The 13279-nt window shown below is 61.1% G+C and carries 10 protein-coding genes; 6 read left to right on the top strand and 4 right to left on the bottom strand.

The window, feature by feature from the left end:
• Positions 1 to 2 precede the first annotated feature (2 nt).
• From ACYZUA_RS13300 to ACYZUA_RS13290, 3 genes are all read left to right on the top strand, one after another.
• Positions 3 to 1085, top strand: coding sequence for a 2Fe-2S iron-sulfur cluster-binding protein (locus ACYZUA_RS13300; RefSeq protein WP_461963446.1), 1083 nt, complete (start codon positions 3 to 5; stop codon positions 1083 to 1085).
• Positions 1086 to 1184: 99 nt separating this feature from the next.
• Positions 1185 to 1931, top strand: a complete 747-nt coding sequence (locus ACYZUA_RS13295) for an SDR family NAD(P)-dependent oxidoreductase (RefSeq protein ID WP_461963445.1) — start codon at positions 1185 to 1187, stop codon at positions 1929 to 1931.
• 70 nt (positions 1932 to 2001) lie between these two features.
• On the top strand, positions 2002 to 3582 hold the full coding sequence (locus ACYZUA_RS13290; protein WP_461963444.1) for a FadD3 family acyl-CoA ligase: 1581 nt from the start codon (positions 2002 to 2004) through the stop codon (positions 3580 to 3582).
• A 131-nt stretch (positions 3583 to 3713) separates the two neighbouring features.
• Here the strand turns inward: ACYZUA_RS13290 and ACYZUA_RS13285 are convergent, their stop codons facing one another.
• Positions 3714 to 4592: an SDR family NAD(P)-dependent oxidoreductase gene (locus ACYZUA_RS13285; RefSeq protein ID WP_461963443.1), complete on the bottom strand. Its 879-nt coding sequence runs from the start codon at positions 4590 to 4592 to the stop codon at positions 3714 to 3716.
• Entirely contained in the window at positions 4589 to 6331 is a 1743-nt protein-coding gene (locus tag ACYZUA_RS13280) for an FAD-dependent oxidoreductase (RefSeq protein ID WP_461963442.1), read from the bottom strand. Before ACYZUA_RS13280 ends, ACYZUA_RS13285 begins: the two co-directional genes overlap by 4 nt.
• A 264-nt stretch (positions 6332 to 6595) precedes the next feature.
• Between ACYZUA_RS13280 and ACYZUA_RS13275 the strand changes: the two genes are divergently transcribed.
• From ACYZUA_RS13275 to ACYZUA_RS13265, 3 genes are all read left to right on the top strand, one after another.
• A complete protein-coding gene (locus ACYZUA_RS13275; protein ID WP_461963441.1) occupies positions 6596 to 8173 on the top strand; it encodes a DUF1302 domain-containing protein in 1578 nt (525 codons plus the stop codon).
• A 23-nt stretch (positions 8174 to 8196) separates the two neighbouring features.
• Complete coding sequence (locus ACYZUA_RS13270) at positions 8197 to 9576, top strand: DUF1329 domain-containing protein (protein WP_461963440.1); 1380 nt, start codon at positions 8197 to 8199, stop codon at positions 9574 to 9576.
• Positions 9577 to 9654: 78 nt separating this feature from the next.
• A complete protein-coding gene (locus tag ACYZUA_RS13265; protein WP_461963439.1) occupies positions 9655 to 10632 on the top strand; it encodes a 5'/3'-nucleotidase SurE in 978 nt (325 codons plus the stop codon).
• 794 nt (positions 10633 to 11426) lie between these two features.
• Here the strand turns inward: ACYZUA_RS13265 and ACYZUA_RS13260 are convergent.
• Together ACYZUA_RS13260 and ACYZUA_RS13255 are read right to left on the bottom strand one after the other, a co-directional pair.
• Positions 11427 to 12353, bottom strand: coding sequence for an alpha/beta hydrolase (locus ACYZUA_RS13260; RefSeq protein ID WP_461963437.1), 927 nt, complete (start codon positions 12351 to 12353; stop codon positions 11427 to 11429).
• Positions 12340 to 13179 carry an SDR family NAD(P)-dependent oxidoreductase gene (locus ACYZUA_RS13255; RefSeq protein WP_461963436.1) on the bottom strand — a complete coding sequence of 280 codons (840 nt, stop codon included), beginning with the start codon at positions 13177 to 13179 and terminating at the stop codon, positions 12340 to 12342. The genes ACYZUA_RS13260 and ACYZUA_RS13255 overlap by 14 nt, the downstream gene beginning before the upstream one ends.
• Positions 13180 to 13279 lie beyond the last annotated feature (100 nt).

The following is a 13279-nucleotide window of genomic DNA, read 5'->3' as shown; positions in this document are numbered from 1 at the left end:
ACATGGGCACGCAACAGCAGAACCTGACACCGGCCGAATCAGCGACGGGAAGCTACTCATTGCAAGTGTGCGCGGTGATCGACGAGACCGCCGACGCGCGCTCGCTGGTGCTTGAAATACCGCCGCCACTGCGTGAGCGCTTTCGTTACAAACCGGGCCAGTTCCTGAGTTTTCGCGTGCCTTGCGCCGGCAAGCTGTTGACCCGCTGTTACTCCATGGCCAGCTCGCCGCTGTCGGATGCGCTGCCCAAGGTCACGGTCAAGCGGGTCGAGGGCGGCCGGGTGTCGAACTGGATGAACGAGGTTCAGGCCGGTGACTGGCTGGAGGTGTTGCCGCCAGCCGGGCATTTCTGCCTGAACGAGGAGCAATCGGTTGACAGACCGCTGGTGTTGTTCGGCGGAGGATCGGGCATTACCCCAGTGTTTTCGATCCTGAAGTCAGTGCTGCACAGCAGCCACCGGCCGATCAAGTTGATCTACGCCAACCGTGATGAAGCCTCGGTGATTTTCAAGGATGAGCTGTGTCAGTTGATCAAGGCGCATCCTGATCAACTGCACGTGGTGCACGTTCTCGACTCGGTTCAGGGTTTCCTGACCGACACCCAGGTGCGTCATCTGCTGCGCGGTTCGGCTGGCGGTGACTACTTCATCTGCGGACCGGGGCCGTTCATGGACACCGTGGAGCGCACGCTGCTGGGACTGGGCGAAGCCGCCGAACGCATCCATGTCGAACGCTTTGTCTCGCCTCCGGATCCCGACGAACTACTCGCTGAAGCAACCCTGGCCCGGGTGGCAGCCCTCGGATCACTGTGCGAAGCGTTGATTGTCGAGCTCGATGGTCAGCAACACGAAATTGCCTGCCGCCCCGGCGACACCCTGCTGCAAAGTTGCAAAGCGGCAGGCCTGGACGTGCCCTCCTCTTGCGAAGAAGGTTTTTGCGGGGCCTGCATGTGCGTCGTCCAGGAAGGTGAGATCCAGCTGGCACGCAACGATGTGCTCAGCCCCAAAGAGTTGGCCGAAGGCTGGACGCTGGCCTGCCAAAGCCGTCCAACCGGCGCCCGGGTACGGTTGAAGTTCCCGGATTGAGCGTCCGTCAGTCATAGTCTCAACGGACGATCACCTTGGCCGGGTCTGCGGTTAGACTCGGCCACAGCATTAGCCCACAACAATAAAAGAGGTGCAGTTATGGCTCGTTTGCAGAACAAGGTCGCGGTGATTACCGGCGGCGCTTCAGGGATCGGCCTGGCCTGTGTGCGCCGCTTCGCCGCTGAGGGCGCGCAAGTGGTCGGGCTGGACATCGGCACCGCACCGGCGGATTTCCCTGGCCTGTTCATGACCCTCGATGTGCGCGATGAAGCGCAGGTCCAGCAGGTCATGCAAGAAGTCATCGGCCACTTCGGGCGCATCGACGTGCTGGTCAACGCGGCCGGCGTCGCCGACCAGGGCAGCGTGACCCAGACCACCACCGCCAACTGGCAACGGGTGATGGACATCAACCTGACGGGCAGCATGCTCACCAGCAAATACGCGCTGGAATCGATGGTGTCCCAACGCGGCGGTTCGATCATCAATGTCGGCTCGATATTCGGCCTGCAAGGCTGCGACGGCAACGTTGCTTACAACGTCTCCAAGGGCGGCATCAACCAGCTGACCCGCTCGATGGCCATTGATTACGGCTACGCCAATATCCGCGTCAACGGCTTGTGCCCCGGCCTGATCGAAACGCCGATGACCAGCATGGTCCGCGAGCAGGAAGCCTTCCACGCCTTCTTCGCCTCGCAGCACATGCTCAATCGCTCCGGGCAACCGGAAGAAGTGGCCAGCGTCGCGCTGTTCCTGGCTTCAGACGAAGCGTCCTTTGTCAGCGGCCAGATGATCGCCGTGGACGGTGGTTTCTCCGCCGGTCGCCGCTTCGCCCCGCCCGCCGCGTAACGTCTATCCGGCCGGGTACCCTGCCCGGCCTCTCCCCTTTTCGCACTTGTCCTCTAACCGAGGAGGCCCCATGCCGCCTGTCGCAAACGCACTGACCATCGCCCAACTGTTCGCCAACGCTGCCCAGGCCTACGGCGACCGCCCGGCCATCGAGGATGACGGGCGTTCGATCAGCTACCGAGAACTCGACCAGCTGCGCCGCCAAGCCGCCCGCGCGCTGCTGGCACTAGACGTTCAAACCGGGGATCGGGTGGCGATCTGGGCGCCAAATATGTGGGAATGGATCGTGGCCGCCGGTGCGCTACAAAGTGTCGGCGCAGCACTGGTGCCACTCAACACCCGCATGAAGGGCAGCGAGGCTGGTTACATCCTTCGCGAAAGCGGTGCCTGTTTGCTGTTTGCCATCGGTGAATTTCTGGGTGCCGATTACCCGCGCATGCTGGCGTCTGAAGATCTACCGACGCTGCGCCAGATCGTCACCTTGCGCAGCGGTGGGTCGGGCACTTTGAACTGGGATGATTTCCTCGACCTGGGCGCAGACGTTTCGCAATTGTCCCTGCGAACTCGCGAACAAAGCTTTGGCCCGCAAGCGCTGTCCGACCTGCTGTTCACCTCGGGCACCACCGGCAAGCCCAAAGGCGTGATGACCAACCACAGACAAAACCTGCGGGTGATACGCGACTGGAGCGAGGTGGTGGGTTTGCGTGAGGGCGATCGCTACCTGATCGTCAATCCGTTCTTCCATTCCTTCGGCTACAAGGCCGGTTGGCTGGCGGCGCTGATGCGCGGCTGCACCATCGTGCCGCAGCAGGTATTCGATGTGCAGGCGCTGCTTGAATGCGTCGAGCGCGAACGGATCACCGTGCTGCCCGGCCCGCCGACCCTCTATCAGTCTTTGCTTGCCCACCCACAACGCAGCGAATTTGACCTGACGTCATTGCGGGTAGCGGTGACGGGTGCCGCGGCGATTCCGGTGGAGATGATCCGGCGCATGCGTGACGAACTGGGGTTTGCCACCATCATCACCGCTTATGGTCTTACCGAAGTCTGCGGTTTTGCGACGATCTGCCGTCCTGGTGATTCGCCGGAATTGGTCGCCAACACCAGCGGCCGGGCCATGCCTGGCGTGGAAATCCGCTGCGTTGGCAACACGGGCCGCAGCCAGCCGGCCAACGTCCCCGGCGAGGTTCAGGTGCGCGGCTACAACCTGATGCAGGGTTATTTCGATGATCCGCAGGCCAGCCGGGAAGTCCTCGATGCCGACGGCTGGCTGCACACCGGGGACATCGGCGTGCTCGACGAACAGGGTTACCTGCGCATCACCGACCGCCTCAAGGACATGTTCATCACTGGAGGTTTCAACGTGTACCCGGCGGAGATCGAGCACTGTTTGCTGACCTATCCTGGCGTGGCCCAGGTCGCGGTGATCGGCATCCCCGATGAACGTCTTGGTGAAGTGGCAATGGCCTTCCTGCTGCCGGCTCCAGGCATCGAGATCGAGCAGGCCCGATTCCTCGCCTGGTGCCGCGAGCAGATGGCCAACTACAAAGTCCCGCGCCGGGTGCGGGTGCTTGAGAGCATGCCGCTCAACGCAGCGGGTAAAGTGACCAAGAATGTGTTGCGTGAGTGGGCTTTGCAGCCAGTCAATTAAACGCAATCCCTGTGGGAGCGAGCCTGCTCGCGAAAGCGGTGTATCAGTCAGCATCAATGTTGAATGAACAATTGCCTTCGCGAGCAGGCTCGCTCCCACAGGGGTTTGTGTTTGTCTTGACAACGGTGGAATCAGATCACCCGTGCCGGGTGCTGCTGGCGCGGGTCGCCGAGCATGGCGCGGTGGGAAGGTGGCTGACGGCCGCCGGCTTCGCTGATGCCGTAACCGGCGGCGATTTCGGCGGTGATTAATGTCTGCCCGGAGAACGTCATCAACTGCGGGTCATTGAGCAATGCGTGAATCACCCGGCCATTGAATTGCGGGGTTTCGGCATCCGCCAGAAAGGCCTTGTATTGCTCGCCATGTTGCTCGCCGGCTATCCGGGTGCGTTCGGTCAGTTGCGGGCCGAGCCATAACGATAACGCCGCCACGCCTCGCCCTTCGAAATCGATGGCCATGTCAGCCGCCAACTTGTCGCAACCCGCCTTTTGCGCGCCGTACGCGGGGCCATGCATGTAACACCCGGCACCGAATGACGAGGTAAAACAGATCAACCCTCGACCGCTGTGCAGCAACAACGGCGCGGCGTGATAACTGGCGATATAAGCCGAGCGCAGACCAACGTCGAGGATCCGCACCAGGTCCAGAGGTTTCTCCCAGAAAGGTCCCGGTTCAATCAACTGGTCATGAATAAACGCGGCATTGTTCACCAGCAAATCCAGTTGGCCGCATTCCTTTTCAATCCGAGCGAACAGTGCCTGGACCTGCGCATCATCGGCATGATCGCAGACCACCGCGATCCCCCGCCCACCCGCCGCAGTAATCGCGGCAGCCGTGTCCTCCAGCGAGCCGCACAATGCATGCCCATATAAATTCGATCCACCGTGCTCCGGAGCGCGTCCGGTGACAAACACCGTCATGCCCGCTGCGCCAAGGGCCAGGGCGATGCCCTGACCGACCCCGCGACTGGCGCCCGTCACGACGGCAACTTGTTTAAGTGGCTGATTCATTCGACGCTCCTGAACAGGCTTTTGGCCGAGCAGATCTCGCTCTGACACTTGATGTGATTGGCCGCCACGTAACCGAAGGTCATTGCCGGGCCGATGGTCGAACCCGCGCCCGGGTACGTGCGCCCCATCATCGAAGCGGCACTGTTGCCGATGGCATACAAACCGTTGATGGGTTGCCCGTCCTCATGCAACACGCGGGCGTGAACATCGGTCAGCAAACCACCCTTGGTGCCGATATCCCCGGCATCAATGCGCACGGCGTAGAACGGACCTTTGAGCAACGGCGCCAGGCAAGGATTGGGCTGCACATTCGGATCGCCGTAGTAGCGATCGAACAGCGATTCACCTTTATGGAAATCTGCGTCGACACCCTGCACGGCCATGCCGTTGAAACGCTGCACCGTACGGACCAGACCGGCACCGTCGACGCCGATTTTTTCTGCCAGCGCCTGCAAACTCGCCGCCTTGTAAAAGTACTCGCGCAGATGCTCGGGCAGCTGCCAATCGGGCTGGGCGTAGCCTGGCAGTAACGCGCCGCAGGGGTACTTGCGGCGGAATTCGGCGTCGAACACCATCCAGCACGGCACACTCACCGCGTCTTCGCGATTGTTGGCGTACATCGCGTAAACGATATCGGTATAGGGCGCGGCTTCGTTGACGAAGCGCTCGCCGGCAGAGTTGACCAGCACGCAGCCCGGCAAGGTCCGCTCGACGAACAGTGCCCGCTGTTTTTCTTCGCCCTGAACATGGGTGGTCGGCGCCCACCAACTGTGGTCCATCAGCGCAGTGCGAGCACCGATTGCCTGACCGGCGCGAATACCGTCACCGGTATTGTGCGGCGGTGTGGCACTCCAGGTGGCCTGGGTCGGCTGTGGCAGATACTGCGTACGCATCGCCTGATTACGCTCGAAACCACCGGCCGCGATGATCACGCCGTAGCGTGCCTTGATGTTGAGTAACTGCCCGTCGCGACAGACGCGAGCGCCGCCAACCCGATCACCAACGAGCAGCAGTTCTTCCAGTGCACAGTTCAGCCAAAGAGACTTACCGCGATCCTGCAACGAACAGCGCAAGGCGCCGATCAAGGCATTGCCAAGGGTCAGGAAGCGGTCGCGGCGTGACAACCGCCGCCCCTCGCGGTCACGCCAGTAACGCCACATCACCCGCAGCGTCAGTCGCAACCAGCCAGGGCCACGGCACAGCAGAACCTGCGCCTCTTTCATGGTCATTGCCATGCGTCCCATCATCAGGGTTCCGGGGGATGGCGCACGCATGCGCAGAAATTCCTCACCCAGTTCGGCGGCGTCAAACGGTTGCGGGTCCATGGAGCGGTAACCCGGTTTTCCGCCTTCGACTTCCGGGTAGTAATCGGCATAGCGAGGCTGCGCCTCGAAACGCACGCGGGTCTGTTGTTCGAGGTATTCAACCATCTCGCGGCCGTATTCGACGTAAGCCTCGATGCGCCCGTCATCAATCTCGCCATGGGTCACTGCACGGATATAGGCAATCGCTTCGGCTGCTGAATCACTGCCGCCCAGGGCTTTGATCCGGTGGTTGTCCGGTATCCAGATGCCGCCGCCGGACACCGCCGAGGTGCCGCCGTATTCGGCGCTCTTCTCGATCAATAGCGCATTGAGTCCCAGATCGTGGGCACGCAGCGCCGCAGTCATTCCCCCCGCTCCGGAGCCAATCACCAGTACATCGCAGCACTCATCCCATTTGATCTCGGCAGTTTTCATGCGATCACCTTTGCTCAGCGCCCATCAGGCAAAAACCGCCGCCGCCAGATCTTCGCCCGGTGCAGTCGGTCTCGGGATTGTTCGCCGCGTGCTCTGAACGGTCATCGTCCGATGGGACTAAGGCGATGGGCGCCCCAGCCTTGTGCAAATCGCTTAGTCCGCTTGGACGATGTTGCGCCCCAAAGCTGACTCCATAGTCGCCCACAGCACCAATCACCCCCTGAAATGCAGGTCGGGCAGGTCTGACCTGGGCATGAGGACGACATGATAAAAACAATAATCGCCCCACAATCGCTGCACCCTCGCGTACAGCTGGCCATGCTCTTGCTGGCTGGTGGACTGGGCAGTCAAGCCAGCGCCATGAGTTTCCAGCCGAACGAGGATTTGAGCGTCGACTGGGATACCACACTGACGTACAGCCTGGCGTGGCGGACCGACTCTCGCGATCACAAGCTGACGGCCAATGCCAACGGCAACGATGGCAACAACGCGTTCGACAAAGGCAGCCTGATCAACAACCGCAGCGGTTTTCTCACCGAGGCCAACATCAAATGGCGTGAGGACTACGGCGTGTTCCTGCGTGGGACGGGCTTCTACGACAACGTTTACGATCAGGGCAACGACAACGACACGGGCACCTCGAACTGCTTCGCCGGCGGTCATTGCAACCGTCCCGACCGGTTCTCCCAGGACACCATCGACCAACACCGCAATGAACTGCGCATGCTCGATTACTACGCGTATGGCACCTGGGACATCGGCGGCCACAACTTCAACGCGCGGCTCGGCAATCAGGTAGTGAGCTGGGGTGAAAGTCTGTTCTACCCCGGCATTTCCGCCGCCCAGAGCCCGGTGGATGCGACCAAGTCGACCACTCCGGGGGTTGAGGTCAAGGAGATCCTGCTGCCCGTCGGTCAATTGTTCACGCAGTTCAGCCTGACCGACAGCCTCGACCTGCAGGCCTACTACCAATACAAATGGGAAAAGACCGAGCTGTTCGGCGTGGGTAGCTACTTTTCCACCACCGACTTCATCGACGAGGGTGGCTTCAACGACGCCAGCGGTTTCCTGACACGCCTGGGTGACGACAAGCCGAGCGACAGCGGCCAATACGGTGTGGCGCTGACCTATGCGGTAGAGTCGCTGAACAACACCGAGTTCGGCCTCTACTACTCGCGCTACCACGACAAGACCCCGTCGCTGGATTTCCAGACGGACCTGGGGCACTACCGGGTGCGCTACTTCGACAACATCGATCTTTACGGAGCGAGTTTCGCCACGGTGCTGGGCAGCGTGAGCTGGGCCGGTGAAGTCAGCTACCGCGACGGTCAGCCAGTGATGGTCGACAACGGTTTCTCAAGCCCGGTGCGCGGCAAAACCATGCAGGCGCAGACATCGATGATCTACGTGCTCGGCCCGACTTCATGGGCCGACAACACCACGCTGACCGGTGAGCTGGTCTACAACACCGTGCTCAGCAATGACAAGTCGGAACCTGTGACATTCGCCCCCGGATTCTCGCTGCCGGGCACCGACAGTCTGGTCTATGACCGCGACGCCTTCGGTTACACGGTTCAGGCGAACTTCGATTACAACAACGTGTTCAGCGGCTGGGACATGTCGGTGCCCGTCACCTACAGCACCGCCGCCCAGCATGACAGCGCACTGGTGGGCTCGATCAACTCGGGCCAGGGCGACGACCGCGCGAGCATCGGCAGCTCGTGGCGCTATCTGGGTAACTTCACCGTAGAAGCCCGTTACAACGCCTACCTGGGCAACGCCAACAACGCCCCGTTGGCCGACCGCGACAACGTCGCCCTCAACTTCAAATACCGGTTCTGAATCCCCTGATGGAGGAGCACAGCATGTCTAGATTTACCCACACATTGTTGGGCACGGCGTTGGCCGTCAGCCTGCTCGGCAGTGGCCTGGTTCAGGCCAAAATCAGCAATGAAGAAGCCGCACGCCTGGGTCAGGACCTGACCCCGATGGGTGCCGAAAAAGCGGGCAACGCCGACGGCAGTATTCCTGCCTGGAGCGGGAAATGGCGCGGCTTGCCGCCACAGCTCAAATACGCTGGCCCCGGCACGCCGTACCCGGACCCGTACGCGGCGGAAAAACCGCTGTTCGTGATCAACGCTCAGAACATGGACAAGTACGCCGACAACCTCACCGATGGCCAAAAAGCGTTGCTTAAACGCTACCCCGCGACCTTCAATATTCCGGTGTACCCGAGCCATCGCGACTTCCGTTTCGATCAGCGCCTGGAAGACCTCGTCAAAAAAAACGCGGTCAGTGCCGAACTGGCCAACGACAACAACGACACGCAAAACGCCTGGGGCGCCTCGCCGTTCCCGATTCCAAAGAACGGTAGCGAGTTGATGTTCAACCATACCCTGGCCGGACGCGCCAACACCGAAGAGGCCAACTACGGGCAGGCGGTGGTCTATTCCAACAAGGAGCGGGTACTGGAAGAGGTCAATTACAAGATCTTCTCGATCTGGTCCAGCCCGGATAAAACCCTGGAAAGTGCCAACGGCATTCTCACCAACTTCCTGATCACCACCCTGGAGCCGGTGCGCAAGAAAGGCGAGATTGTCGTCGGTCACGAGTTCATCAACCCGACCGCCTCCCCTCGCCAGGCCTGGCAGTACAGCCCGGGGCAACGGCGGGTACGTCGTGCGCCAACCGTTGGCTATGACTCACCGAGCGGCGCCGGCGGTTTTCGGGTGTATGACGAAGACCGTTTGTTCAACGGTGCGCCGGATCGCTACAACTGGACCATCGTCGGCAAGAAAGAAATCTACATCCCGTACCACAACTACAAGATCGACGACCCAAGCGTGAACACCGACCAGATTCTGGCCACCACCGGCCACATCGATCCGCAGTACATGCGCTATGAAAAGCACCGCGTCTGGGTCTTGCAGGCAACCCTTAAAGAAGGTGCCCGGCATGTTTACGCCAAACGTGTGTTGTACCTGGACGAGGACTCCTGGGCCGCAACCCTGGCCGACAACTACGACAGCCGCGGCGAGCTTTGGCGTACCAACATGCAGACCTCGATCTACGCCTATGAGCTGCAGCGCTACCACGCTCGTCTCGGGATCTACCATGATCTGATCGCCGGTTCGTACCTGGTTGACCGGATGTTGATCGATCAAAAGCCCGCCAAGCTCAACGCCACCGCCTTCACTGAAGACGAATTCACCCCCGGCAACCTGCGCAAACTCGGCACCCGCTAAGCCCTCTGCGCCCTGACCGATTTACTCGGTCGGGGCGTTGTGCTTTTTTGAACTCGCTCATTTCACGGAAAACTCCCCATGAATAAATTGTTCACTGGCGTCATCGCCATGGCCAGCGTCAGCCTGTCGATGCAGGCCAATGCCCTGAACATCCTGCTGACCAACGACGATGGATGCCGGGCACCCGGCATCGATGCAATGTACCGGGCGCTGACGGCCGCCGGGCATCAGGTGACCCTCGTGGGTCCGTTGAACGACAGCAGTGGCATCAGCGCAGCCAGCGTGGTCGTGCCCGGGCAGGCGTTGGCAGTGACCGAGTTGGCGCCAGGCAAATTTTGCGTCGGCCCACCCGAGGGCTTCACCCCACCCACGGGCAAGACTTCCGCCATCGGCACCCCCGTGGATGCAGTCAATGTTGGCCTGGACGTGCTGCTCAAAGGCAATCCACCAGACCTGGTGGTGTCGGGCAGTAATTTTGGCGAAAACGTCGGCCCGCTGACGCAAATGTCCGGCACCTTGAACGCAGCGGTCCGCGCGATGTTCAAGGGCATTCCGGCGGTGGCGGTGTCGACGGCCATCGACATGGACCTGATCATCCGCGACCAGCAGGCCGGCTACCGCAAAACCCTCGGCGCCATGGACGACACCGCACGGTTTGCGGTGAAGGTTATCGAGCAGGCAAGCCTCGCGGGTGCTCAAGCCAAACAGGCTTGCGAAAAAAACAACCTCGGCTGCGAATTGAATGTGCTCGGTTTGCCGGGTGTCAGCGGGTTGAATATCAATTACCCGGCGCTGGCGGCCAGTGAGGTCAAAGGCGTGAGTGTTGCCCCGATCGGCAATTGGGATCGGGTGAACTTCACTTCTCAGCGCGGCGCCGACGGCATGGTTCACGTCAACCTGGTCGCCCCGCCGACACCGACGGCCACCCAGCAACAGGCCGATGCGTATCAGTTATGGCAGGGGCACGCGGTGATTACCGTGATCGACGGCAACATGAGCGCACCCGTTGCGGTGCAGGATCAGGCGAAGGAAATGTTGCGAGGAATAAAACCTTAATCCAACACTAAACCTGTAGGAGCGAGCCTGCTCGCGAAGAGGCCGGCACATTCAACATCTATGCCGCGGGTAACTCCGCTATCGCGAGCAGGCTCACTCCCACAGTTGATCGTCGGTAAACACACAGCCTGTGAACACCCCAAATCCCCTGTGGGAGCGAGCCTGCTCGCGAAGGGGCCGGCACATTCAACATCTATGCCGCGGGTAACTCCGCTATCGCGAGCAGGCTCACTCCCACAGTTGATCGTCGGTAATCACACAGCCTGTGAACACCCCAAATCCCTTGTGGGAGCGAGCCTGCTCGCGAAGAGGCCGGCACATTCAACATCTATGCCGCGGGTAACTCCGCTATCGCGAGCAGGCTCACTCCCACAGTTGATCGTCGGTAATCACACAGCCTGTGAACACCCCAAATCCCTTGTGGGAGCGAGCCTGCTCGCGAAGGGGCCGGCACATTCAACATCTATGCCGCGGGTAACTCCGCTATCGCGAGCAGGCTCACTCCCACAGTTGATCGTCGGTAATCACACAGCCTGTGAACACCCCAAATCCCTTGTGGGAGCGAGCCTGCTCGCGAAGGGGCCGGCACATTCAACATCTATGCCGCGGGTAACTCCGCTATCGCGAGCAGGCTCACTCCTACAGTTGATCGTCGGTAAACACACAGCCTGTGAACACCCCAAATCCCTTGTGGGAGCGAGCCTGCTCGCGAAGGGGCCGGCACTTTCAACATCGATGTCGCCTGACACACCGTCATCGCGAGCAAGCTCGGCTCCTACAGGTTATGTGCTCGCTTAAGATAGCGCCCTGCGCAGGTCTGCCGCGGCACCGGACAAGGCTTGCGCAGCGCGCTCGACAAACGGCGCCATGCTGATAAACCCGTGAATCATGCCCTCGCAGCGCTGCACCCGCACTGACACGCCGGCTTCCCGCAGACGCAAGGCAAACGCCTCGCCCTCATCCCGCAAAGGATCAAACTCGGCGCTGATCAGGGTGGTCGGCGGCAAGTCCGCCAACCGGTCGGCGCGTAACGGCGAGGCCAAGGGATCATCCCCCTGATCGGCATCCTGCAGGTACTGCTGCCAAAACCAGTACATCATTGCACCGGTGAGGAAATAGCCCTCGGCAAAATCCTCATAGGACTGACTGTCGCAGCGTGCATCGGTGACCGGGTAAAACAGGCACTGATAACTGATTTTCGGCCCCTGACGTTGCGCCGCCAGCCGACTCACGGCGAGCACCAGATTGCCCCCGGCGCTGTCCCCGGCCAAGCCCAGCCGGCTGCCATCGGCGCCCAGTTCAGACGCGTGCTCGACCAACCAACACGTGGCCGCATAACAATCGAGCGGTGCCGCCGGGAAATGGTTTTCCGGCGCCAGTCGGTAGGCGACCGACACCACCACTGCCTCCGTCAGACTGGCGAGTGAACGGCAGAGGTTGTCATGGGTGTCGAGGTTGCCCATGACAAAACCGCCTCCGTGGAAGAACACCAGCAGCGGCAGGTTGTCCTGCTCCAGTGGTCGATACAGCCGCGCATCCAGCTCGCCCGCCGCGCCGGCGACCCGCAGGTGACGCACTTCGATCATCGGGTCGCCGGGGATGGCGGGTAGCAGGTTGTCGGAAAACTGCCGATATTGCTCGGCATCGACCTGGCTGAAGTCGGGTTCCGGCAGGTCGCGAAACTGCTGGAGAACTGCGGCGATCTGCTTATCGAGCGGCATGGGCATCTCCCCCTACATCGGTCATTTGAAACTGCGGATTGGTTTCTTCCAGGATGCTTTGCACACGTCGCTCCAGCGCCGATTTGAATCCCTTGTGAGGGAAGACCCAGAAGCGTTTTTCGGCGATGGCGGCGAACACCTGCTCCGCCAGCTCGCTCGGCGTCATGCCTTGGCGGATGCTGCTATCGAGCAATTGACTGAATGACGAACCGGCCGCGTCCACCACTTGATTCGACGCCATGATTTCGCTGGCCACCGGCCCGGGGCACACCACCGAGACCGATATCGGCACACCGAGCATGCTCAATTCGTAGTGCAGGGTTTCCGAGAGTGCGACCACGGCTTGCTTGGTCACGTTGTAAGGCGCCATCAACGGGCTACTGAGCAAGCCCGCGAGGGACGCCGTGTTGATCACATGGGCCGCCCGCCCCTGGCGCAAAAACAGCGGCACGAAACTGCGAATGCCATTGATCACACCGGTGAGGTTGACGTTGAGCATCCGCTGCCATTGCTGCGCAGTGATTTCCCAGCTGTAGCCGGTCTGCATCACTCCGGCGTTGTTGAACAGCAGATCAACCCCGCCAAAGCGCTCGAGAGCGATATCGCGCAATCGCTCGACTTGCGCCAGATCGCCAACATCCGTGACGCAAGCAATCGCCTGCGCACCGCCCGTCTGCAGTTCATCGCACAGCGCTTGCAACCCCGGCCCATCGAGATCGGCCAGCACCAGGCGCATCCCCAGCCTTGCCGCATGCTCGGCCAAACCCCGGCCAATACCACTGGCGGCCCCGGTAATCACCGCGACCGGCCCTTGTTCATTGCTCATCGCCAACTCCTGCACTGGGTCCAATGGCGTCAGTAGAGCGGGCGGGCGTAAACCGGCCATCGTCCATTCAGACGATGCCCGCTTCTACAGGGGCGGCAGA

This window comes from Pseudomonas sp. LS2P72, assembly GCF_054897865.1.
Note: the sequence above shows the minus strand (reverse complement) of the source record. Positions and strands in the feature narration are given on the sequence as shown.